This is a genomic window from Amycolatopsis sp. NPDC026612, from assembly GCF_040638285.1.
Taxonomy (GTDB): Bacteria; Actinomycetota; Actinomycetes; order Mycobacteriales; family Pseudonocardiaceae; genus Amycolatopsis.
In genome coordinates this window covers 64,724-86,923 of record NZ_JBEZYB010000022.1, presented here as the reverse complement: position 1 = coordinate 86,923, position 22,200 = coordinate 64,724, and the positions used below count along the sequence as shown (strand labels likewise).

At 71.2% G+C, this 22,200-nt stretch carries 18 protein-coding genes and 1 pseudogene; 13 read left to right on the top strand and 6 right to left on the bottom strand.

The features are described from left to right. The first annotated feature begins 21 nt into the window (after positions 1 to 21). From AB0F15_RS21640 to AB0F15_RS21615, 6 genes are all read left to right on the top strand, one after another. Positions 22 to 2,181: an alpha-galactosidase gene (locus AB0F15_RS21640; RefSeq protein ID WP_360273011.1), complete on the top strand. Its 2,160-nt coding sequence runs from the start codon at positions 22 to 24 to the stop codon at positions 2,179 to 2,181. Between the two features lie 10 nt (positions 2,182 to 2,191). Next, complete coding sequence (locus AB0F15_RS21635; RefSeq protein WP_360272931.1) at positions 2,192 to 3,070, top strand: sugar ABC transporter permease; 879 nt, start codon at positions 2,192 to 2,194, stop codon at positions 3,068 to 3,070. Continuing rightward, positions 3,067 to 3,951, top strand: coding sequence for a carbohydrate ABC transporter permease (locus AB0F15_RS21630; RefSeq protein ID WP_360272928.1), 885 nt, complete (start codon positions 3,067 to 3,069; stop codon positions 3,949 to 3,951). Before AB0F15_RS21635 ends, AB0F15_RS21630 begins: the two co-directional genes overlap by 4 nt. A gap of 20 nt (positions 3,952 to 3,971) precedes the next feature. After that, the gene (locus AB0F15_RS21625; protein ID WP_360272925.1) at positions 3,972 to 5,321 is read left to right on the top strand and encodes a sugar ABC transporter substrate-binding protein; all 1,350 of its coding nucleotides are present in this window, start codon (positions 3,972 to 3,974) and stop codon (positions 5,319 to 5,321) included. A gap of 144 nt (positions 5,322 to 5,465) precedes the next feature. Then, a complete protein-coding gene (locus tag AB0F15_RS21620; RefSeq protein ID WP_360272923.1) occupies positions 5,466 to 6,476 on the top strand; it encodes a GDSL-type esterase/lipase family protein in 1,011 nt (336 codons plus the stop codon). A 98-nt stretch (positions 6,477 to 6,574) separates the two neighbouring features. After that, on the top strand, positions 6,575 to 7,858 hold the full coding sequence (locus AB0F15_RS21615) for a ricin-type beta-trefoil lectin domain protein (protein ID WP_360272920.1): 1,284 nt from the start codon (positions 6,575 to 6,577) through the stop codon (positions 7,856 to 7,858). Positions 7,859 to 7,962: 104 nt separating this feature from the next. Here the strand turns inward: AB0F15_RS21615 and AB0F15_RS21610 are convergent, their stop codons facing one another. Then, positions 7,963 to 8,433, bottom strand: a complete 471-nt coding sequence (locus AB0F15_RS21610) for a hypothetical protein (protein ID WP_360273017.1) — start codon at positions 8,431 to 8,433, stop codon at positions 7,963 to 7,965. A gap of 14 nt (positions 8,434 to 8,447) precedes the next feature. Beyond that, positions 8,448 to 8,984 (bottom strand): annotated as a pseudogene (locus AB0F15_RS21605) (LacI family DNA-binding transcriptional regulator); the annotation flags it as partial. Here AB0F15_RS21605 and AB0F15_RS21600 point away from each other — a divergent pair. Further along, the gene (locus AB0F15_RS21600; RefSeq protein ID WP_360272917.1) at positions 8,872 to 11,640 is read left to right on the top strand and encodes an AAA family ATPase; all 2,769 of its coding nucleotides are present in this window, start codon (positions 8,872 to 8,874) and stop codon (positions 11,638 to 11,640) included. The pseudogene AB0F15_RS21605 and the gene AB0F15_RS21600 overlap by 113 nt on opposite strands. Here the strand turns inward: AB0F15_RS21600 and AB0F15_RS21595 are convergent. The 4 genes from AB0F15_RS21595 to AB0F15_RS21580 form a co-directional block, all read right to left on the bottom strand. Further along, positions 11,630 to 12,703: a hypothetical protein gene (locus tag AB0F15_RS21595; RefSeq protein ID WP_360272914.1), complete on the bottom strand. Its 1,074-nt coding sequence runs from the start codon at positions 12,701 to 12,703 to the stop codon at positions 11,630 to 11,632. The two genes, AB0F15_RS21600 and AB0F15_RS21595, sit on opposite strands and share 11 nt — an antisense overlap. Before the next feature lie 165 nt (positions 12,704 to 12,868). Then, positions 12,869 to 13,480, bottom strand: coding sequence for a DUF305 domain-containing protein (locus AB0F15_RS21590; RefSeq protein WP_360272911.1), 612 nt, complete (start codon positions 13,478 to 13,480; stop codon positions 12,869 to 12,871). 62 nt (positions 13,481 to 13,542) lie between these two features. Continuing rightward, complete coding sequence (locus tag AB0F15_RS21585; RefSeq protein WP_360272908.1) at positions 13,543 to 13,962, bottom strand: hypothetical protein; 420 nt, start codon at positions 13,960 to 13,962, stop codon at positions 13,543 to 13,545. A 74-nt stretch (positions 13,963 to 14,036) separates the two neighbouring features. Then, positions 14,037 to 15,068, bottom strand: coding sequence for a cation diffusion facilitator family transporter (locus tag AB0F15_RS21580; protein WP_360272905.1), 1,032 nt, complete (start codon positions 15,066 to 15,068; stop codon positions 14,037 to 14,039). 100 nt (positions 15,069 to 15,168) lie between these two features. On the opposite strand from AB0F15_RS21580, the gene AB0F15_RS21575 reads away from it, so the two are divergent. The 6 genes from AB0F15_RS21575 (at position 15,169) to AB0F15_RS21550 (ending at position 22,085) form a co-directional block, all read left to right on the top strand. Continuing rightward, on the top strand, positions 15,169 to 15,549 hold the full coding sequence (locus AB0F15_RS21575; protein WP_360272902.1) for a metalloregulator ArsR/SmtB family transcription factor: 381 nt from the start codon (positions 15,169 to 15,171) through the stop codon (positions 15,547 to 15,549). A 90-nt stretch (positions 15,550 to 15,639) separates the two neighbouring features. Beyond that, positions 15,640 to 16,416, top strand: a complete 777-nt coding sequence (locus tag AB0F15_RS21570; protein WP_360272899.1) for a metalloregulator ArsR/SmtB family transcription factor — start codon at positions 15,640 to 15,642, stop codon at positions 16,414 to 16,416. Next, positions 16,413 to 16,811, top strand: coding sequence for a VOC family protein (locus AB0F15_RS21565; protein ID WP_360272896.1), 399 nt, complete (start codon positions 16,413 to 16,415; stop codon positions 16,809 to 16,811). The genes AB0F15_RS21570 and AB0F15_RS21565 overlap by 4 nt, the downstream gene beginning before the upstream one ends. Before the next feature lie 212 nt (positions 16,812 to 17,023). After that, positions 17,024 to 17,965 carry an ABC transporter ATP-binding protein gene (locus tag AB0F15_RS21560; protein WP_360272893.1) on the top strand — a complete coding sequence of 314 codons (942 nt, stop codon included), beginning with the start codon at positions 17,024 to 17,026 and terminating at the stop codon, positions 17,963 to 17,965. Beyond that, positions 17,962 to 19,320: an ABC transporter permease gene (locus tag AB0F15_RS21555; protein ID WP_360272890.1), complete on the top strand. Its 1,359-nt coding sequence runs from the start codon at positions 17,962 to 17,964 to the stop codon at positions 19,318 to 19,320. Before AB0F15_RS21560 ends, AB0F15_RS21555 begins: the two co-directional genes overlap by 4 nt. Before the next feature lie 5 nt (positions 19,321 to 19,325). Then, positions 19,326 to 22,085, top strand: coding sequence for a bifunctional YncE family protein/alkaline phosphatase family protein (locus AB0F15_RS21550; protein WP_360272887.1), 2,760 nt, complete (start codon positions 19,326 to 19,328; stop codon positions 22,083 to 22,085). Positions 22,086 to 22,200: the final 115 nt, after the last annotated feature.

The window sequence follows — 22,200 nt, the reverse complement described above, 5'->3', positions numbered from 1 at the left end:
GAAACTAACTGGGTGCTGACGATGACGTTCACCGCGGGCGACGAGCCGGCGAGCCCGGGCGTGGTTCACCTCGCCGCCGCCGGCACCAGCCTGGTGCTCGACGCGACCGGCGAACGTCTGCCCCGCGTCGTGTACTGGGGCGCGGATCTCGGCCGGCCCACCGAAGCCGAACTGGGCGAGCTGGTGCGTGCGGCCCGGCCGCCGGTCGTCTCCAACAGCATCGACGACCCGCTCCCCGTCGGCGTGCTGGCCGAGGCCGCCACCGGCTGGGCGGGAACCCCCGGTATCGCCGGCAGCCGGGCCGGGCGCGCGTTCACCCCGCTGTTCACGAAGACCGCGGTGGACCTGACGGCGGACGGCACCCTGATCACCGCCGCGCAGGACACCGCCGCCGGACTGGCGCTCGAGCTGCGCGTGGCGCTCTCGCCGTCGGGCGTGGTGCGGCTGGGCGCGACGGTGACGAACATCGGCGACGACGACTACGTCCTCGACTCGCTGACCCTCAACCTGCCGGTCCCGACGACCGCGCTCGAACTGCTCGACTTCACCGGCCGGCACCTGCGCGAGCGCGCCCCGCAACGGCACCCGTTCATGCTGGGCTCCTACGTGCGCAGCGGACGCCGCGGCCGGACCGGCCTCGACGCGACCCTGCTGCTGCTCGCCGGCGAGCCGGGCTTCGGCTTCCGCCGGGGCGAGGTGTGGGGCGTGCACACCGCTTGGAGCGGCAACCACACCACCTACGCCGAGCGTGACGCCGCGGGCGCCGCGATCCTCGCCGGCGGCGAGATCCTGCTTCCCGGCGAGATGATCCTCTCCCCGGGGGAGTCGTACGCCTCTCCGACGCTACTGGGTTCCCACGGCGACGGCATGGACGCGCTGTCCGCGCGGTTCCACGCGGACCTGCGGAGCCGGCCCGAGCACCCCGGTTCACCGCGGCCCATCGCGCTGAACACCTGGGAAGCGGTGTACTTCGACCACGATCCGGCGAAACTGCGTGAGCTCGCCGGGCTCGCCGCGCGGGTCGGCGCGGAACGGTTCACCCTCGACGACGGCTGGTTCCGCGGCCGCCGGGCCGACGACGCCGGACTGGGCGACTGGTTCGTCGACGAACAGGTGTGGCCGGACGGCCTGCGCCCGATCGCCGACCACGTCCGCTCGCTCGGCATGCAGTTCGGGCTCTGGGTCGAACCCGAGATGGTCAACCCGGACTCAGACCTCGCGCGGGCCCACCCGGGGTGGCTCCTCCGGCCGGACGGGCGGCTCCCGCCCGAGGCGCGGCGCCAGCAGGTGCTCGACATCTCCCGCCCGGATGCCTACGCCTACGTGCTGGAGCGCCTCGACGCGCTGGTCACCGAGTACGGCGTCGGCTACCTCAAGTGGGACCACAACCGCGACCTCGTCGACGCGGGACACACCGCGAGCGGCACGGCCGGGGTCCACGACCAGACCCGCGCCCTCTACCGGCTGCTGGACGAGCTCCGCGCCAAGCACCCGGGCCTGGAAATCGAGTCCTGTTCGTCGGGCGGTGGCCGCGCCGACCTCGAAATCCTCGCCCGTACCGAGCGGATCTGGGCCAGCGACTGCCTGGACGCGCTGGAGCGGCAGCACATCCAGCGCTGGACCGGTCTGCTGCTGCCCCCGGAAATGCTGGGTTCGCACGTCGGCGCGCCGACGGCGCACACCACCGGCCGCACGCACACGCTCGACTTCCGCGCCGGCACCGCGTTCTTCGGGCACTTCGGCATGGAATGGGACCTGACGTCGGCGAGCGAAACCGAACTCGCCGAACTCACCGCCTGGATCGCTCTGCACAAGCGGTTCCGGCCGCTGCTGCACAGCGGCACCGTCGTCCGCGGCGACCACCCCGACCCGGCGCACTGGCTGCACGGCGTCGTCGCCCAGGACCGGACCGAAGCGATCTTCGCGTTCGTCGCCCTGCAGACCGGCGCCTGGGCACCGCCCGGACGCGTCCGGCTGCCCGGGCTGGCCGCCGGGACTCGGTACACCGTGCAGTTCCTCTCCGCCGTCGAGCGGGTGCGGCGGCACGGGCTGCCCGTGTTCCCGGACTGGTCGGACCGGCCGGTGACGTTGTCCGGCGCCACGCTGGCCGCGGCCGGGCTCCAGGCACCGGCACTGCGGCCGGAACAGCTGCAGCTGATCCACGTGATCGCCGAGCGCTGAGGAGGTGGCGGTGAAGTTCCTGCCGGCCAGGGAAACGCGCGCGGCCTGGCTGTTCGTCGCGCCCGCCGCGGCCGGCCTGCTCGCCTTCACCCTCGTTCCCGCGGTGCGCGGGCTCTTCTACAGTTTCACCGACTTCAGCGTCTTCCGGCCCGGGAAGTTCGTCGGCGCCGGCAACTACCGGCAGCTGGCCGCGGACCCGGTCTTCTGGAACGCCCTGTGGGTCACCCTCGAGTACGTCGTGCTCAACATCGGCGTGCAGACCGTCCTCGCGCTGGGGGTCGCGGTGCTCATGCACCGGCTGACGCGGTCCATGGTGATCCGCGGCCTGATCCTCACGCCGTACCTGGTGGCGAACGTGATCGTCGCGCTCGTCTGGTTCTGGATCCTGGACTACCAGCTCGGCATCGGGAACCAGGTGCTCGACTGGCTCGGCCTGCCGCGGATGGCGTTCTTCGGCGACCAGGCGCTGGCCATCCCGACGATCGCCCTGGTCAACGTCTGGCGGCACCTGGGCTACACCGCACTGCTCATCTTCGCCGGACTGCAGACGATCCCCAAGACCGTGTACGAGGCCGCGGCGATCGACGGGGCGACCGAGGCGAAGATGTTCTGGCGGGTCACGCTCCCGCTGCTGCGCCCGGTGCTGGCCCTGGTCCTCGTCGTCAGCGTGGTCGGCTCGTTCCAGACGTTCGACACCGTCGCCGTCACCACCCAGGGCGGTCCGGTCAATTCGACGCGCGTCATCTACTACTACATCTACGAACTCGCCTTCGGCCGGTTCAAGTTCGGCTACGCCTCGGCGGTGTCGGTCGTGCTGTTCGCCGTGCTCGCCGCGGTGAGTCTCCTGCAGCTGCGGCTCACCCGGGCCGGCCAGTCGGACCTGGCGTGAGGAGCGAGCCGCGGGGGATCGGCCGGACGATCGCGTGGATCATCCTCGGTCTGGTCCTGCTGGTGACGTTGTTCCCCTTCTACTGGATGCTGCGGACGTCGTTCTCCAGCAACGGCGCCCTCGCGGCCGGCAGCGGCGACCTGCTCCCGGCCGGGTTCAGCCTGGGTGGCTGGAAACGCGTGTTCGGGCTGGCGACGCCGGCCGAAGCCCGAGCCGACGGCGGCTCGGGTGCTTCGCTGCACTTCTGGCTCTACCTCCGCAACTCCGTGATCGTCGCGACCTCCACCACGGTGTGCCAGACGTTCTTCAGCGCCATGGCGGCCTACGCGTTCGCCCGGTTGCGGTGGCCGGGGCGCAATGCGGTGTTCTTCCTCTTCCTCTCGGCGATGATGGTGCCGCCGATCTTCACCATCCTGCCGAACTTCGTCCTCATGCGGGACCTCGGACTGCTGAACACCTTCCTCGGCATCGTCCTGCCCGGCCTGCTGATGGCACCGTTCGCGGTGTTCTTCCTGCGCCAGTTCTTCCTCGCGATCCCGCGGGAACTCGAAGAAGCCGCCATCCTCGACGGCGCGGGCCGCCCCCGCATCTTCTTCCGGCTCATCCTGCCGATGAGCTCCGCCCCACTGTCCACATTGGCCATCCTCACCTACGTCACGTCCTGGAACGACTACTTCTGGCCGCTGCTGGTCGGCAAGGCCGACGACGTGCGCGTGCTCACGGTCGCGCTCGGCGTGTTCCGGTCCCAGACGCCACAGGGAAATCCGGACTGGGCCGGCCTCATGGCGGCGACCCTGGTCTCCGCCCTCCCCATCCTCGTGCTCTTCGCGCTGCTCGGCAGGCGCGTCATCAACTCGATCGGCTCGACCGGGCTGAAGTAGCCCGGCGGAAAGGAATCCCGATGAAGTGGCAACGAAGCCGGTTCGTCACCGCCGCGGCGGCGAGCGTCCTCGCCCTGGCCGGTTGCTCGAGCACGGCAGGCAGCTCCGGAGACGTCACCCTGAACTACTGGCTCTGGGACTCGGCGCAGCAGCCCGGGTACCAGAAGTGCGCGGATGCCTTCACGAGCGCGAACCCGGGGATCGGGGTCAAGATCACCCAGTACGGGTGGGACGACTACTGGACCACTCTCACCGCCGGCCTGGTGTCCGGTGAAGGCCCCGACGTGTTCGTCTCCCACCTCAACCACTATCCCGAGCTGGCCGGCCAGAACCAGATCCTGCCGATCGACGACGTCGTCGAGTCGAAGCAGGCCGACCTCTCGAGCTACCGCAAGGGCCTGGCCGACCTGTGGGTCGGCCAGGACGGCAAGCGCTACGGCCTGCCGAAGGACTACGACACCGTCGCGGTCTTCGCGAACCAGAAGATGCTCGACGACGCCGGGGTCACGGCGCAGCAGCTGGACTCGATGGCCTGGAACCCGCGGGACGGCGGGACGTACGAGAAGACCATCGCACACCTGACGGTCGACAAGAAGGGCGTCCGCGGCGACCAGCCCGGGTTCGACAAGGCGAACGTCGCGGTGTACGGCCTGGGCTTGAACGGTTCCGGCGGCGGCTTCGGGCAGACGGAGTGGAGCCAGTACGCCTTCAGCGACGGCTGGACCCACGCCGACAAGAACCCGTGGGGCACCCGGTGGAACTACGGCGACCCGAAGTTCCTCGAGACGATCGGCTGGTTCCAGTCGTTGGCGAAGAAGGGGTACATGCCGACGCTCCAGGTGGCGGGCGGCGGCAAGGTGGGGCGCCAGCCCGACAACTACGGCGCGGGCAAGTACGCGATGGTCACCGAGGGCAGCTGGAACACGAAGACGTATTTCCAGCTGAAGGGCGTGAAGACGACGATCGCCCCGGTGCCCGCCGGCCCGAACGGCCAGCGCGCGTCGATGTTCAACGGGCTCGCCGACAACATCGCGGCCGGTACCAAGCACCCGGACGAAGCCAAGAAGCTGGTGGCGTTCCTCGGGTCCAAGGCCTGCCAGGACCTGACCGCGGCGGAGGGGATCGCCTTCCCCGCGGTGGAGTCCTCGGCGCGGATCTCGAAGGACGCGTTCGCCAAGCAGGGCATCGACACGGCGTCGTTCCAGGTACCGATCGACCACACCAGCACGCACCTGGCCCCGGTCGCCCAGCACTGGACCGAGCTGCAGGCGGTGATGAACCCGGCGATGGACGCGATCATGAGCCTCACCGCCGAACCGGACTCGCTCAAGGCGGCCAACCACCAGGTCGACGCGCTCTTCACGCAGTAGGGTCCCGGCGCTTATCGTTCAGTTGCAGTCGAAAATTTGTCCCCCGTTTCTGTGCACGTTCACACATTTCGACGAGCTGACTGTGTACTTTCGGGAAAGCGTTTTCTTTCTGTGTGACCCAACAGAAACGGACGGATCATGCCGATGGACACGAGGTCGCGGGTAGCAACGCTGGCGGTCGCGGTGGTGGCCGTGGTGAGCACGGTGGTGCAGCCGGCCGCGGCCGCCACGGGTGACGGCTCGCCGTCCGACTCGAACATCCGGTACTTCGGGCGGTGGGACACCCGGTCGGCGGGTGCGTACGTGCCCGGGTGGACGGGCGCGTACGCGGTGATCGGGTTCACCGGCACCACGGTGAAACTGCGGCAGCGCAGCAGCGTCGACCTGTACGCGAAGGTGGACGGCGGCGGCTGGGTGTCGTACAAGGGCGTCGCCGGGACGGTGAACCTGACCCCGTCCCGGCTGCCGTCGGGCACCCACACGCTGCGGGTGGCCTACCGCCAGGACGCCGGTTCCTACCACGGTGACGAGGTCTTCCAGGGCGTGGTCCTCGATTCCGGTGCGCACACCGTCGCGGTGAGCGTGCCGACGCGGATCATCGAGTTCGTCGGCGACTCGATCACGGCGGGCTACAAGTCGTCCAAGGAGGCGCTGACCGCCTACGGCTGGCTGACCGGGGAGAAGCTGGGCGCCGCGCACACCGAGATCGCCCGCCCCAGTGTCTGCCTGTACCCGTCGTCCGACGGGTGCATCGGCATGCGGGACCGGTACTTCAAGACGGGGTTGGACACCAGCACGCCGGACTGGGACTTTTCCCGCTACCAGGTCAGTGACGTGGTGATCAACCTCGGCACCAACGACAAGGGCCACAACGTGTCCGGCGCCCAGTTCCAGACCGCGTACGTGACGCTGCTGCAACGCATCCGCGCGAAGTACCCGAACGCCACCATCTCCGCGATGGAGATCTTCAAGAAGTGGTACGTCACCGAGACGAAGGCCGCGGTGGCCGCCCGGAACAACGCCGGGGACACTCGTGTCCGGTACGTCTCCACCGAAGGCTGGATCGACCCGGCCACCGACACCGCGGACGGCACCCACCCCAACGACGCGGGGCACCAGAAGATCGCTGCCCGGCTCGCCGCGGTCCTCGGGTGAGCTCCGGCACCGCCCGGAACCGGCCCGCCGGACCCGGTTTCGCCCCGGCCGAGTGAGTGGATCGCCCGTGGTGCACGTCAAGGAAGGGATACGTTCGCATGTTCCGAAAACTCAGCTGGGCGCTCGCGGCCGCCGCGGTCGTCCTCGGGATCGTCACACCGGCCGCTACCCGGCCGGCTTCCGCCGCTGACAACCCGTACCAGCGCGGTCCGGACCCGACCACGGCGAGCGTCGCGGCGACGCGGGGCACCTTCGCGACCGCGGAGCAGAGCGTGGGCGGTGGCAACGGCTTCGCCGCGGGGAAGATCTACTACCCGACCGACACTTCCCAGGGCAGGTTCGGGGCGATCGCGATCGTGCCGGGCTACACGGCCACCTGGGCGGCGGAAGGGGCGTGGATGGGGCCGTGGCTGGCGTCGTTCGGGTTCGTCGTCATCGGGATCGACACCCTCAGCCGGACCGACTACGACACCGCCCGGGGCACCCAGTTGCTGGCGGCGCTGGACTACCTGACCCAGCGCAGCCCGGTGCGGGACCGGGTCGACCCGAACCGCCTGGCGGTGATGGGTCACTCGATGGGCGGCGGCGGTGCGATGTACGCGGCGCTGCACCGGCCGTCCTTGTGGGCGGCGGTCGGGCTGGCGCCGTTCAGCCCGTCGCAGAACCTGACCACCGACCGGGTCCCCACCCTGTTGCTGGCCGGGCAGAACGACGGGACGGTCAGCCCGTCGAGCGTCCAGAGCCTCTACAACGGCATTCCGGCCGGGGTGGAGAAGGGCTACCTCGAACTGACCGGGGCGGGACACGGCTTCCCGACGTCGTCGAACTCGGTGATGATGCGGCGGGTCATCCCCTGGCTGAAGATCTTCGTCGACCACGACACTCGCTACAGCAAGTTCCTGTGCCCGTCCCTGGCGGATTCGACCGGCATTTCGGGGTACCGCAGCACCTGCCCGCTCGACGTCCCGGGCGGCGGTGACCCCGGGCCGGGCGACCAGGCCGTCAGCCTGGTCGGCGCGGGCTCCGGCAAGTGCGTCGACGTGCCGAACGCGTCCCAGGCGAACGGCACCGCGCTGGTCGTCTGGACCTGCAACGGCGGCACCAACCAGCGCTGGACCCCGACCGCGGCCGGCGAACTGCGGGTCTACGACGGCGCGAAGTGCATGGACGCGGGCAGCGGGCAGCCGGGGACCGCGGTGACGATCAACTCGTGCAGCGGCGGCAACAGGCAGAAGTGGACGCTCAACGCCGGCGGCACGATCACCAACGCCCAGGCCGGTGCCTGTCTCGACGCGTCCGGCGCGGGTACCGCCGACAACACCCCGGTCATCGTGTGGAACTGCACCGGCGCCTCCAACCAGGTCTGGACCCGCCGGGCATGACGAGACCGGGGAGGCGGCCCGCCGCCGCCTCCCCGGTCCCGGCAGCGGTCCCGGGCCTGTACTTCAGGGGCCGGGTGACGGCAACCCGGCCAGGCACCGCTCGATCACCGCAGGGGCGCCACCGTGTTCGCGACGACCAACGGGGCGAGCTGGAGCCAGCCGACGTTCGGTCCCCAGGCGGCGGGGTTGCCGAAGGTGAGCGCGCCGCCTTCCGTGGTCAGGTCGATCGGTGAGGTCTCCGGCCAGAAACCGTCCCACGTGTAGTTGTGCCGGTAGGGTGCCGGCGTCGTCGTGCCGCCCGCTTCGGTCGCCACGAGGGTGCGGGTGATGGTGTCGGTGTTGTACGGGTGTCCGGTGTTCTTCTCGGCCTGGGCGTAGGCGACCGTGAGGTCGTACTGCCCGGGCGGCCGGACCGGGTCGGCGCGCGGAATGGTCACCGTGCCGCCGTTGCCCAGCCAGCCGACGGAGGAGCCGCCGGATGCCCAGGGGCCGGGCGTTGCCGCCGCCCCGCCCGCGAGCCGGCCCGACTCGGCTTCGACGCCGACCGCGCGCCGGTCGGCGGCGGCGTCGCGCACCTGCCCAGCCGTTCGATGATCTCCCGGACCTGCCGCCGGGTGCCGGGGTTGACGTTGGGTGAGTCGTTCAGCACCCGTGACACGGTCTGGTAGGAGACACCCGCGGCGGCTGCGACGTCGCGGATGCTGGGCGAGGCGGAGGAACGTCGTGTCACCCTGACATCGTGATCGGTGCGGATCGCGCCGTCAAAGCGGGTCTTCCAGCTGCGGCTCGTCGTTCGGGGCAGGTGGTGCGGTGCGGGCGGGCTCGGGCGCTCAACGCCACTCGGGAGCCGCCGACGCGGACTCCAGGAGCGTCTCGAGCTACGCCCGGATCTCGCGCATGACGGACACGATGCGGGCTGACCTGAAGTCAGGCCAGTGCCATTGGGCCGTACGCATGACTTGCGTATCTCGGAGCCGCCACGGCTACTCCTGTGCCGCGGCGCGGGAGGTCGGATGCCGGAGGCGGACGGGGTGGCGGATGCGTTGCTGGAGCGGGATTTCGAGCTGGACACACTGGATCTGACGCTCCGTGGCCTGGCGGCCGGCCGCGGAGGTGTGGTTGTCATCGAGGCGGCCGCGGGGGTCGGCAAGTCGACACTGCTGAGGCACGTCCGCGCCGCGATGGGGGAATGCACCGTGCTGTCGGCCCGCGGTGCGGAACTGGAACGAGACTTCACCTTCGGCGCCGTGCAACAGCTGTTCGGCCCGGTGCTGGCCGGCCCCGGCGGCGCCGAGCTGTTCAGGGGGGCTGCCCGGGTGGCCGAGCGGCTGTTCACGCCGGCTGACGATCCGCCGCACTCGATCCACCCGCTGCTGGACGGTCTGTACTGGCTGCTGGTCAACCTCGCCGCGACCGGGCCGGTCGCCCTGCTGGTCGACGATGCGCAGTGGCTGGACGTGCCGTCTCTGCAGTTCCTCGGTTTCCTGGCCCGCCGGCTGGACAGCGTCGCCGCAGCACTGGTGATCACCTGCCGCGGCGGGGAGCGGGACGACTGCCTGCTGGACGACATCGCGGCCACCGGTGTGGTGCTGGAACCGGGGAACCTGAGCGAGACGGCCGTCGGCGCGCTGGTCCGGGACACGACCGGGCAGGAGCCGGCGGCCGAGTTCCGCGCCGCCTGCCACGCGATCACCAAGGGCAACCCGCTGTTCGTGCACGGACTGCTCGGTGTGCTGGCCGCTCAGGGCATCCGGCCGGACGCGGCGGCATCGGCCTCGGTCGCCGCGGCCGGGCCGGACGCGCTGCGCCGGCACCTGGTGGCGCGCCTGCGACGGCAACCCGCCGAAGTGCGCGCGGTCGCCGTCGCGGTCGCCGTGCTCGGCGACGGCATGAGCCTGGACCTGGTGGCCCGGCAGGCGGAAGTCACTCCGGCCCAGACCGCCGACGCGGCCGAGCGCCTCGTGCGGAGCGGCGTCTTCGAGCGCGACGACCCGCCCGCGTTCGTCCACGCCGTGGTGCGGGACGTGGTGCTGGGCACCATCCCGCCGTCCGAGCGCAGTGCGCGGCACGAACGGGCGGCCAAGGTGCTGACCGAGGCCGCCCTGCCCGTCGAACGGGTGGCGTCGCACCTGCTGCGCACCACACCGGACGCCGACCCCGGCAAGGTCGCCGTGCTGATCGCCGCAGCGGAGGCGGCCCGGCGGCAGGGATCCCCGGACAACGCTGCCGTCTACCTGCGCCGCGCGCTGCGCGAATCGCCGCCGCGGGCGGTGCGGTCCGAGGTGTACCGCCTGCTGGGGAACTCCGAGGCCCACCGGCTGGCGACCCGGGAGGCCGACACCCACCTGAGAGCGGCACTGGCACTGGCCGACTCGCCGGCCCAACGGTCACTGGTCGCGTTCAGCCTCGCGCGGCTGCGCAACGCGTGCGGTGCGACGGACGAGGCGATCGACCTGCTCGCGATGGCGGCCGACCAGCTGCCGCCCGGCGTGCCCGACGAGCTCGTGGCCGAGCTGGAGGCCGAGCGGATCGGCACCGAACGCGTCCACCTCGGGTCCCGGTCGCGGCTGGTCGCCCACCTGGCGGCGTTCCGGCAGCGACCGGGCCGGTCGCCGGCCGTCGAGGACGCCCAGCTGGCCATGGAGGCCGTTTTGGCCGGCCAGGCGGACGAGGCGGCCACGCTCGCGCGGCGGGCTCTGGCCGGCGACCGGCTGCGGCTGGAACGGACCGCGATCTGGGCCGCGCTCCAGGCCCTCATGGTCGTCGACTGCCTCGCCGAAGCCCAGCACCACCTCGGCCGGGCACTGGACGCGGCCGTCCACCGTGGACTGCTGTTCCCGTTGCCACTGGCCCACGCGTTCCTGGCCCGGATCGCGTTCCTGCGCGGTGACCTCGTGCCGGCGGCCGAGCACGTCGAAAAGGCCGGTCGGGACCTGCGCTCTCCGCACTTCGCGGAATCGGCCCGGGACGCGACCGAACTGCACCTGCGGATCGAAGCGGGCCAAGCCGGCGACGACGTGCCGCCGGCGAGCGTCGACCCGAAGTCCGGCCTGGACCTGTGGCTGCTGGACGCCCGGACCCGGGCCCACCGTGATCCCCGCGCGAAGCTCGCCGACGCGCTGCAGTGCGAGCAGTCCTACGAGCGGTGGGGCGCCACGCGGATGCCGGACGTACCGTGGCGGCTGCGTGCCGCCGAAGCACACGCCCGGCTCGGTGACCGGGAACGGGCGGCGGCGCTGGTCACCGAGGAACTCCGGCTGGCCAGGTCGTTCGGGGTGGCCCGGCACGTCGGCATCGCGCTGCGGAGCGCCGCCGAACTGGCCCCGACGCGTGTCGAGGCCCGCGCGTTGCTCACGGAGTCGGCCGCGTTGCTGGAACGCGGCCAGGGCCGGCTGGAACTGGCCAGGACTCTGAGCGACCTGGGCACACTGCTGCTCGACGAAGATCGCGCCGAGGGCCGGGCCACACTGACCCGCGCCGCCGACCTGGCCGCCCGGTGCGGTGCTGCCGAGCTGGGCCGCCGGATCGGCGCGGCGCTGCAGGATGCCACCCCGGCCGCGTCGCCCGCCTTCACCCCGGCGGAACAGCAGGTGGCCGAACTCGCCACGGCCGGCCTGACCAACCGGCAGATCGCCGAACGCCTCTACCTGAGCGAGAAGACCGTCGAGGCGCACCTGTCCCGGGCTTACCGCAAACTGGGCGTCCGCTCCCGTACCCAGCTCGCCGTGCAGCTGGCCGGCGCAGGACGCGTCTCCCACGCCGGCCGGCCGATCACGGCCTGACGAAGTACGACTCCGGGCCGGCGGAGCGGCACTTCAACGTCAGCTTGAACGACGTCCCGGTTCCCTTGTCCTGACCGGAGATGACGTACTGCTGGCCCACCACCGGCACGGTGGCCGCCCGGAAACCGTCCACTCGCAGCTCCGTGAGTACGCCGTCGTCCTCCGTGAGGACTCCAGTGACGTCGCTGACCAGCGTCGAATTGTCCCGCGGGTTGTCGACGCGGACTTTCCGGAGGTCCTTGGACTCCGCTCCGAGCGGAGAGTCCGACACCGGTCGCGGCGCGTTGAGGATGACGCTGCTGAGTGAACGCTGGACCGGTGCGCCGCCGAGCACGGACTTGGGCACCGGGGCGGTGATGATCTTGGTCCCGATGTCGTTGCCCAGGTAGGTCTGGACGGCGGACTGCGCGTAGCGGACGTAGTTGTCGTAGTCCATCGTCAGCGTGAGACCGACGGCACTCACATCGAACTCTTCGTACTTCGACGCCACGAACATCGTGCGCCAGTCGTCGATGATGTGCGTCATGGAGTAGTAGCAGATCGCCCACTGGATCTGGCTGTCCGTGGTCTTGACGTTCGGGCCGACGCTCATGCCCGTGTTCTTGGTGCTCTTTTTGACGTGGCTCCACCAGAAGTTCATGAAATCGCTGACGCCCGGGTCCGAAGCCTTGCCCAGCAGCTCGTTGAGCGTGGACCACTCGGCGGCGGCGGTCGGCCCCAGGTACAACGACATGATCGTGCCCATGATCGCCGAGAGGTTGATCGACCCGCTGTGCGTCGAGTTGTTGACCTGGACGTCCTTCTCGCCGACGATCTCCACCCAGTCGGTGTAGGTCGCCAGCGCCGCCGTCAGCGCGTCGTACCAGCCCTGCTGGCCGTAGAGGTTCGGATCGCCGATGTTCAACCCCTTCTGCTGCGCGATCGCCTTGGCCACGGTCTGCACGTACAGATGGGTCTCGCTGGCGGCCGCGACCCAGTCGGCGCTCAAGTCGGACGAGTTGAACGTCAGGCTGTCATCGACCGACGTCAGCGATGCGGGCCTCGCCCCCTGCAAAGAAAACATGTTTTCCCCATTTTTGATGGTCGTTCCCGTCGGCCGGCTGACCGACGCGAACGACGTTACGGTCGCGGACCACCGCTGAATATTGGGGAAATCCCTACGCAAGACCCTGCATTCCGGCACGACCCGATCCCCGGGGCGGCGGCGAACCGCCCCGGGGATCCGTGATCAGCTCTGGCCGAGCAGGCCCTGCATTTCGGTGATCTCGGCCTGCTGGGCGTCGATGATCTTCCGGGCCAGCGCCTTCGCGTCGGCGTTGCCGCCCTTGGACAGTTCGGTCTTGGCCATGTCGATCGCGCCCTGGTGATGCTGGATCATCATGGTTAGCCACATCTTGTCGAACTCGGTGCCCTTGGCGGCTTCAAGCTGCTTCAGGTCGTCGCCGGACATCATGCCGGGCATCGATCCGCTCATGCCCGGCATCGACTCGTGGGTCATGCCCGGCATGCCGGTGCCCCAAGTGCTCAGCCAGCCCTGCATCTGCTGGATCTCCGGGTCCTGCGCCTTCGCGATGCGGCTCGCGAGGTCGATGACCTTCGGATCGGTGCTGCGCGACGGAACCAGCTTCGCCATGTCCAGCGCCTGGCTGTGGTGCGGGACCATCTGCTGGGCGAAGGCCACGTCGTCGGCGTTGTGGCCGGCGGCCGCTTGCGTGGAGGGAGCCGGCGCCGGCGCGGACGCGCTGTGGTCCATTGCGGACGGGGAGTCGTTGCTGCTGCAGGCGCCGAGAAGCACGGCGGAAGCGAGGGCGATGCCGCCGATGAGGACGGTTTTGCGCATGACAAATCCTTCTCTGTGGTGCGTGGGTGAATTCGACAGGACCGGGTACCGGGCCGGGTCGATCACGTGCGCAGGACACAAAGGGAGGTCAGGATTTCGCGGCCGCCTCGGTCAGGCGGCCGTCCGCGGCGCGGCGAGCCGCGCAGGCCGGAAGATCGCGGGAAGCTCGTGGTGAGCCACGAGACAACCAGGAAAGCGCCCAGGGCCAGCAGGAGGGCCCCGGCGGCGTACAGCACGGCCAGGCAGAGGTGGAGCAGGTCGTGCAGGCCGGTGGGCATGCCCGGCCGGTGTTCACCGGATTCGCTGCCCGGTGCGGGATCGGCCATGCCGGGCGCACCGCCCGGCACGACGTGTGCGGCCGTGGCCGATGCGGTGCCGGGCATGCCGTGGGACAGGCTGATGTGGTGCATCGCCATGACGCAGACGGCGAGGGCGCACAGCAGGAGGACCTGCTGCGCCTGGCCGAGCCGGGTCACCGTCACCGCTCCACCGTAGCAATCGGGTTCGGGTCCCGCTGTCGTCGGCCGGTTTCCCCGCTGGACGACCGGAAGGTCGTTCAGCGGGGATGGGCCGGCCCGCGGTGGGTCTCGTCTGCTCCGGTGCCGGGTTCGGTGTGGACGACGGCCTCGGTGAGCCGGGGGATGTCGTGCATGAGGGCGTGCTCGACGTCGTGGGCGAGCTGGTGGGCACGGTCGACCGTCAGTGTGCTGTCGACGGCGATCGCGAGTTCGGCGTGCAGGCAGTGCCCGATCCACCGCAGGCGCACTTGGGACGAGTCGAGGACACCCGGCACGGTCCGGGCGGTTTCTTCGACCAGGTCGACGGTGGCCGGGTCGACCGCGTCCATCAGGCGGCGGAAGACTTCTTTGGCGGCGTCGCGCAACACGAACAGGATCGCGACGGTGATGCCCAGCCCGATGACCGGGTCGGCCGCGGGGAACCCGAGCGCGACGCCGAGCGCGCCGAGCACGACGGCCAGTGAGGTGAATCCGTCGGTGCGGGCGTGCAGGCCGTCGGCGACCAGTGCGGCGGAGCCGATCCGGCGGCCGACGGTGATCCGGTACCGGGCGACGAGCTCGTTGCCGGCGAAGCCGATCACTCCCGCGACGGCGACCACCCACAGGTGCTGCACCGGCTGCGGGTGCAGCAGCCGCACCACGGATTCGTAGCCGGCGACCACGGCGGATGCGGCGATCACCAGCACCACGGCGAGCCCGGCGAGGTCTTCCGCCCGGCCGAATCCGTAGGGGTAGCGGCGGCTGGCCGGCCGCCGGCCGAGCAGGAACGCGATGCCGATCGGGATGGCGGTCAGCGCGTCGGCGAAGTTGTGGATCGTGTCGCCCAGCAGTGCGACCGAGCCGGTGACGACGACCAGCGTCAGCTGCGCCACGGCGGTCACGAACAGGCCGGCGAAGGACCAGGTGAGGGCACGCAAGCCGCGCTCGCTGGTTTCGAGGGCGCGGTCGACGCGGTCGGCGGAGTCGTGGCTGTGCGGCGTGACCGCGTGACGCACCTGGTGCCACAGCCTCGCCGTGAACCTGGTGTCGCCGTCTTGGCCGTGCCCATGGCCGTGGTGGTCGTGCGTCATCGTTGCCGTGCCTTTCTGCTTCCCGCGGTCTCGCGCTGACATCTTACCTGCGCACTCATGCAGATACGTAGGCAGTCGACTGGGAAGGTATCGTGGCGCCATGCACGAGTCGCTGCCCGAGTTCGACATGCCTGCCGACGAGCAGGTGCACTTGGCCGCGGAGTCGTTCCGCATGCTGGCCGACCCGACCCGGATCAAGGTGCTGTGGGCGCTGCTGCAGGGCGAGTCGTCGGTGGCGTGCCTGGCCGAGCTGGCCGGAGCGTCGCCGACGGCGGTGAGCCAGCACCTGGCCAAGCTGCGGCTGGCCGGCCTCGTGAAAGGCCGGCGGGAAGGCACTTTCGTCTACTACTCGGCGGCGGACAGCCACGTCCACGGCCTGCTGGCGCAGGCACTGCACCACGCCGACCACCTGGACCGGGACATCCCCGGAGACGGCGGGCACCACCGGCAAGCACACCGGCCCGCGGGCACCAGGGTTTAGCGGCAGCCGCGATCCCGGAGGGGTGTGGGCCCGGCGAATGCCTGCGGCCGCCTCTGGATATATCAATGTGAGTTGATGTAAATTGTCCGGGTGCCGATCCTCGACGAAGCAGTCCCGCCGCCGTTCGTCCGGTTGGCGAGCGACCCGCTGCGCTGGCGGCTCATGCGGGAGCTGGCCGCCGGTGACCGGCGGGTGCGGGAACTGGTCGAGGCGGTCGGGCAGTCCCAGAACCTGGTGTCCTACCACCTGCGCAAGCTCCGCTCCGCGGAGTTGGTGAGGGCCCGGCGGAGCAGCTTCGACGGCCGCGACACCTACTACCACCTCGATCTCGAGCGCTGCGCAGACGCACTGGCGCAGGCCGGGACGCTGCTGCATCCCGGCCTGGCCGCCCCCGTCCCGCCGACGCGGACCGGGGCGCGGCGGCGGGTGTTGTTCGTGTGCACCGGCAACAGCGGACGATCGCCGATGGCGGCCGCGTTGCTGCGGCACCGGGCCGATGCGGAATCGGTCAGCGCGGGCAGTCATCCGAAACCCCTGCATCCCGACGCGGTCCGCGTGATGGGCGAGTACGGCATCACGCTCACCCACGAGCCGACCCACCTCGACGCCGTCGGGGGACAGCGGTTCGACTGGGTGATCAGCCTGTGCGACCGCGTCCGCGAGGTGTGCCCGCCACTGCCCGGCCGGCCACCGGTGATCCACTGGAGCATCCCCGATCCGGCGCGCGAAGCCGACGCGGCCGGCGACACGTATCCGGCGTTCCGCCGCGTCGCCGCGGAACTGGACGGCCGGATCAGGTTCCTGATCCGCCGATTCGAGCCGCCGAACGGCGGTCCCGGCCCGCAGAGCGAGGAGCTCGGAGCATGACCGAAGACCTGGTCAGCGTGCGTTACCTGGTCGACGACGTCGCAGCCGCCGTCGAGTTCTACACCCAGCACCTCGGCTTCTCGGAGCACTTCACCGCGTTGCCCGCGTTCGCCGACGTCACCCGCGGCCGGCTCCGGCTGCTGCTGAGCGGCCCGGCCAGCTCGGCCGGACGCGCGATGCCCGACGGCACCCGCCCGAGCCCGGGCGGCTGGAACCGGATCCACTTCGTGGTCGACGACCTCGACACCGAGATCACCCGGCTCCGCGAGGCCGGCGTGCGGTTCCGCAGCGACGTCGTGACCGGGCCCGGTGGACGGCAGATCGTGTTCGACGACCCGGCCGGGAATCCGGTCGAACTGTTCCAGCCCGCCGCCCGGCCACCACGGTCCCGCTGACCACTGCCGCGCAAGCCGCGGGGCCGGTCTGCTCGCCGCCCTGACGTTCGCCACTCATGCCGTGCCCGGAAGGCACACAACTCGGACATTTCACGGAGGCTGTGAGCACCGGACGACTCGCGTTCGGGGAACGTTCACCCGGCACGCCCGCCGGTGTCACTTGCCCTGCCTAAGTTTCTCGGCGCGAGGCCGGGAAGAAGGCGATGGAAGTGATGGACGCACCCGTGGTGGTCCGAGCGCGCGGGATCACGAAGTGCTTCGGTGACGTCGTCGCGCTCGACGGCGTCGAGCTGGACGTGACGGCGGGACGGATCCACGGGCTGGTCGGCCCGAACGGCGCCGGGAAGACGACGTTGCTCGGGTTGCTGCTGGGCCTGGCCGTCGCCGACGAGGGGCGGCTGGAAATCCTCGGGACGCCGGTGGGCCGGGCGCCGGCCGCGCCGGACGGTGTCGCGGGGTTCGTGGACGGCCCCGGCCTCTACCCGGCGCTGACCGCCCGCCAGAACCTGGCCGCGCTGGTGGCGCTGCGAGGCCGTGGCGCGCCGGCCGCGGGGATCGACGACGTCCTGGAGCAGGTGGGTCTCACGGACGTCGCGGGTGACCGGGTCCGGGGATTCTCGCTCGGCATGCGCCAGCGGCTCGGGCTCGCGGCCGCCCTGCTGGCCAAGCCCCGGCTGCTCGTGCTCGACGAGCCGGCCAACGGCCTGGATCCCGCGGGCAAGAACCACGTCCACGGCGTGCTCGACCGGCTGGCCGCCGAGGGGACCGCCGTCGTGCTCTCCAGCCACCGGATGGACGACCTCGAGGCACTGTGCACGGAGGTCACCATCCTCGCCACCGGCCGGGTCGTCTTCTCCGGCCCGCCGGCCAAGCTGTCCGCCGAGAACCGCGAACTCGACTACCGGCTGCGCACCTCCGACGTCGTCGCGGCCCGCCGGCTGGCCGGCGAGACGCGCGGCCTGCGGCTGGTCGACGGCGGTGACGCACGGCGTGACGCCGACGTGCTGGTGGTGCGCGCGCCGGTGCCCGTGCTCGACGAGCTGGTGGCGCGGATCGTGCGGGCGGACGTCGCGGTGCGCGAGCTCGCCCCGGTGGTGTCGCCGCTCGAGGCCGCGTTCCTCGCTCTCACCGGACCGCGGGAGGCCGGCCGATGACCGCCGCTGTCGCCGGGGCTCCCGTGGCGGGCGGCGGTGCCGTCTCGGTGCCGCGCGCCTACCGTTTCGAGCTGGTCAAGCTGGTGGCCCAGTGGCGGGTCCGGCTGCTGGTCCTCGCCTGCTGGCTCGCTCCGGCGCTGTTCGTCGCCGCGGTCAGCCGGCAGACCTCGCTGCCCGTCGACACCCTGTTCGGCCGCTGGATGAACGCCACGGGGTGGGCCGGGCCGCTGGTGATGCTGGGGTTCGCGGGCACCTACGCGCTTCCGCTGCTGACGTCGGTGGTCGCCGGTGACGTGTTCGCGTCCGAAGACCGGCTCGGCACCTGGCGCCACCTGCTCGTGGCGGTCCGGTCCACCCGGCGGATCTTCGTGGCCAAGGCCCTGGCCAGCCTGACCGTCATCCTGGTGCTGGTCGCCGGGATGGCCGTGTCCGCGGTGGCGGGCGGTGTCGTGGCGGTGGGCGACCGGCCGCTGGTGGGGCTGGACGGTCACTTGCTGGGGCCCGCGGACGCCGCCGGGCGGGTGCTCCTCGCGTGGGTCTGCGTGCTCGCCCCGACGCTGGCGCTCGCGGCGGTGGGTCTGCTCGGGTCCGTGGTGGGGGGCCGGTCGCCGATGGGCCTGCTGCTGCCCGCCGTCGTCGCGCTGGCGATGGCTCTCGCGCAGACGTTGCCGCTGCCGGTCGCCCTGCGCCTCGCCTTGCCCACCTGGACCTTCGTCGCCTGGAACGGCTTGTTCGCCACCCCGGCGCAGCTGGGCCCGCTCGGGATCGGGATCGGCGTCAGCCTCGGGTGGGCGCTCGTCGCGACCACGCTGGCGTACTGGCTGTTCGTGCGCCGCGACTTCACCAACTCCGCGCACGACGGAGCCGGGCGGCGCGCGGTCACCGTCGGGGCCCTGCCGTTGGCCGCGCTGCTGGCCGTCACGGCCGGGACCATCGCCGTGGCGACGCCGGCCACGGGATCCGGGATCGGGCCGGACAAGGTGCAGCAGTCGGTCGCCACCGCGTTCGCCCACCTCTACCGCCTGCAGACCGGGCAGCTCAACCGGCCCGACGTCCCCGAGGCGCAGCTGGCGGCCACGGCCGCGTGCACCAAGGGCGACGGCCTGGTCGCCGCCGAAGGACCCGGCAACGACTGGCGCTGCGTCGTCTCGTGGCACCTCCCCGGCGTCGAGGCGACCGGGTCGGCCGTCTACCAGCTCGACGTCACCTCGGACGGGCGGTACGTCGCCGACGGCGACGGACCGAAAGAAGTGAACGGCTACTTCCAGGTGCGGACCCCGGCCGGGGACCAGCCCAACCCGCTCTGGCAGTTCGACGGCAACGTCGAGCTGCTCTCCTCCACCCCGAAGGGATGACCCCGATGCAGGTCACACGCCGAAGGCGGGCCGGGAAGCGCCGCTCCGGCCTTCTCGGCCACGTCAATGGTCGCCGGCTCCGCTTCGCGACGGCCGGTGCCGCCACGCTCGTGCTCCTCGTCACCGGCACCGGAAGCGGCGTCGCCTCGACGCAGCAGTTCGGGACCGACCACGTCGGCGACGTCACCGACCACGGTCAGGTCGTGTCGGCCGACCAGTACCTCAAGCCGATCGGCGATCGCCTGGTCGTGAACAACGGCAAGATCATGGCGTCGGCCCTCAGCCCGGACGGCAGCCACCTGGCCGCGCTGACCACCGACGGCGGGATCGCGCTCACCATCGTCGACCTGAAGAGCTGGCAGGTGCAGCAGCTCGTCGGCACCGCCGCGACGGCGAACCTGCGCATCCCCGGCAACGACGTGGGGCAGGAGGGACCGTCGTACTCGCCGGACGGCAAGACGCTGTGGCTGGCGCAGACCGACGGGTACACCCGCTTCACCGTGCAACCCGACGGCACCGTGGCCGCGCCGGTGCCGGTCAAGATCCCGGCGGACGGCCCGAAGCACGCGCTGGTGGCGCAGGCGGTGTTCTCCCCGGACGGCTCCACCGTCTACGCCGCCGTCAACGGCCAGAACCGGGTCGTCGCCCTCGACGCGGCGACCGGCGCGATCCGGCAGAGCTGGGCCGTCGGCAACGCGCCGCGCGACCTGATCCGGGTCGGGAACAAGCTGTACGTCGGCAACGAAGGCGGCCGCCCGGCGCGGCCCGGCGAACCGACGTTGAACTCCTACACCACGCAGGTGCCGGCCAGCCCGTTCACCGGCGCGACCACCAGCGGCACGGTCAGCGTCATCGACCTGGCGCGCCCGGCCGCGACACCGGCGACCATCGACGTGGGTCTGCACCCGACCGCGGTCTACGCCAAGGGCGCCACGGTCTTCGTCACCAACACCGCGAGCAACAGCGTCTCGGTCATCGACACCGGCCGCGACAAGGTGGTTCAGACCATCGCGACCCAGCCGTGGCCGGAAGCCACGGTCGGGTACGAGCCGGACGGCGTCACCCTCACCGACGACGGCCACCTGCTGGTCACGCTGGGCCGGGCGAACGCGGTCGCCGTCTACCGCTACCACCGCGCGCAGGAACCCGTGAGCTACGTCGGCCTGCTGCCCACGGACTACTTCCCGACGGCGATCACCACCGTCGGGCAGGACGTCGTGGTATCCAACACCCGCGGCATCGACGCCCGCCGTCCCACGACGGCGGCCGGGCACGCCACCCACGACACGACCGCCAGCGTGCAGCGGTTCCGGCTGCCGGACGACCGCGCGATCCGCGGCTACACCGCGCAGGTCTTCCGGCAGAACGGCTGGACGCCGGGGTCCGTCCAGACGGCGCAGGACCGCGGTTACCGGAAGCCGGTGCCGGTGCCGCAGCGGCTCGGCGACCCGTCGACGATCAAGCACGTCTTCCTGCTGGTCAAGGAGAACCGGACCTACGACCAGGTCTTCGGCGACGACAAGCGCGGCAACGGCGACCCGGCCGTGGCGCAGTTCGGCGAGAACGTGACGCCGAACCAGCACGCGCTGGAGCGGCAGTTCGGGTTGTACGACAACACCTACGACATCGGCACGAACTCCGCCGAGGGCCACAACTGGCTGATGCAGGCCGACAACCCGGAGTACACCGAGTCGTCGGCGGGGGAGTACCTGCGCAGCTACGACACGGAGGACGACGCCCTCGGCCACCAGAGCTCCGGGTTCCTCTGGACCGGCGCGCAGGCGGCCGGGAAGTCGGTGCGCGACTTCGGGGAGTTCCAGCAGTTCCTGACCAAGCCCGCCGGCGCGAACTGGCAGAACCTGTACTGCGACAGCAGGAACATGGCGGTGACCGGTCAGCCGAGCGCCTACCCGCTGGTGTCGTCCTCGCCGATCCCCTCGCTGAACAACGTGTCCGTGCCGGGCTTCCCGAAGTTCGACACCTCGGTGCCGGACGTCTACCGCTACCAGATCTGGAAGGACGACTTCGAGAAGCACGGGCCGGCGAACCTGAACATGTTCTGGCTGTCCAGCGACCACACCGGCGGCCCGCCGAACGCGGCCGCCCAGGTCGCCGACAACGACCTCGCGGTCGGCCGGATCGTCGACACGATCTCGCACAGCCCGTACTGGAAGGACTCGGCGATCTTCGTCGTCGAGGACGACTCCCAGGCCGGCTTGGACCACGTCGACGGCCACCGGGCGCCGGTGCAGATCATCAGCCCGTACGCCCGGCACGGCGTCGTGGACAGCCACTACTACTCGCAGATCACGATGATCCGCACGATCGAGCAGATCCTCGGCGTCCGCCCGATGAACCAGAAGGACAGCGCGGCGACGCCGATGAGCGCGGCGTTCACGCCGAAGCCGGACTACACGCCGTTCACCGCGCTGCCGAACCGCACCTCGCTGACCGCGGGGCTGGCCACCCAGCCGTCCTGCGGCGCGGACACCCCGGCCCCGCCCGACCCGGCGGCCGCGCCGGTGCCGTCGTCCGCCGTGCCGGCAGACCGGCACCAGCTGGCGGCCCAGTGGCAGGAGTGGACCACGCACCAGCGCCTCACCGGCCCGGACGCCGTCGCCGACTACGCCAATCCCGCGCAGCTGAACCACTTCACGTGGTACCAGACCCACGGCTGGCAGCTGCCCTACCCGGGGGAAAGCCGGCTGTACGCCCCGGGCGAGGTACCGGGTGCCTACCTCCCCTCGGCGGAGTCCGACGGCTGACGAACACGGCAAGCCCTGCGCCGGCGTCACCGACGCAGGGCTCGCCGTGCTCGGTCGCGGGCCACGGTGGTGTGGTCGTGGGGTGATCGGGCGGCCGTGCGCGGTCTGTCGTGCG

What these genes read in the sequence shown, in the direction of transcription:
- AB0F15_RS21565 (WP_360272896.1), top strand. Translation starts at nt 16,413, where the DNA reads ATGACCGAAGACCTGGTCAGCGTGCGTTACCTGGTCGACGACGTCGCA.
- AB0F15_RS21615 (WP_360272920.1), top strand. Translation starts at nt 6,575, where the DNA reads ATGTTCCGAAAACTCAGCTGGGCGCTCGCGGCCGCCGCGGTCGTCCTC.
- AB0F15_RS21595 (WP_360272914.1), bottom strand. Translation starts at nt 12,703, where the DNA reads ATGTTTTCTTTGCAGGGGGCGAGGCCCGCATCGCTGACGTCGGTCGAT.
- AB0F15_RS21640 (WP_360273011.1), top strand. Translation starts at nt 22, where the DNA reads ATGACGTTCACCGCGGGCGACGAGCCGGCGAGCCCGGGCGTGGTTCAC.
- AB0F15_RS21590 (WP_360272911.1), bottom strand. Translation starts at nt 13,480, where the DNA reads ATGCGCAAAACCGTCCTCATCGGCGGCATCGCCCTCGCTTCCGCCGTG.
- AB0F15_RS21555 (WP_360272890.1), top strand. Translation starts at nt 17,962, where the DNA reads ATGACCGCCGCTGTCGCCGGGGCTCCCGTGGCGGGCGGCGGTGCCGTC.
- AB0F15_RS21560 (WP_360272893.1), top strand. Translation starts at nt 17,024, where the DNA reads ATGGACGCACCCGTGGTGGTCCGAGCGCGCGGGATCACGAAGTGCTTC.
- AB0F15_RS21580 (WP_360272905.1), bottom strand. Translation starts at nt 15,068, where the DNA reads ATGACGCACGACCACCACGGCCATGGGCACGGCCAAGACGGCGACACC.
- AB0F15_RS21575 (WP_360272902.1), top strand. Translation starts at nt 15,169, where the DNA reads ATGCACGAGTCGCTGCCCGAGTTCGACATGCCTGCCGACGAGCAGGTG.
- AB0F15_RS21620 (WP_360272923.1), top strand. Translation starts at nt 5,466, where the DNA reads ATGGACACGAGGTCGCGGGTAGCAACGCTGGCGGTCGCGGTGGTGGCC.
- AB0F15_RS21550 (WP_360272887.1), top strand. Translation starts at nt 19,326, where the DNA reads ATGCAGGTCACACGCCGAAGGCGGGCCGGGAAGCGCCGCTCCGGCCTT.
- AB0F15_RS21600 (WP_360272917.1), top strand. Translation starts at nt 8,872, where the DNA reads ATGCCGGAGGCGGACGGGGTGGCGGATGCGTTGCTGGAGCGGGATTTC.
- AB0F15_RS21625 (WP_360272925.1), top strand. Translation starts at nt 3,972, where the DNA reads ATGAAGTGGCAACGAAGCCGGTTCGTCACCGCCGCGGCGGCGAGCGTC.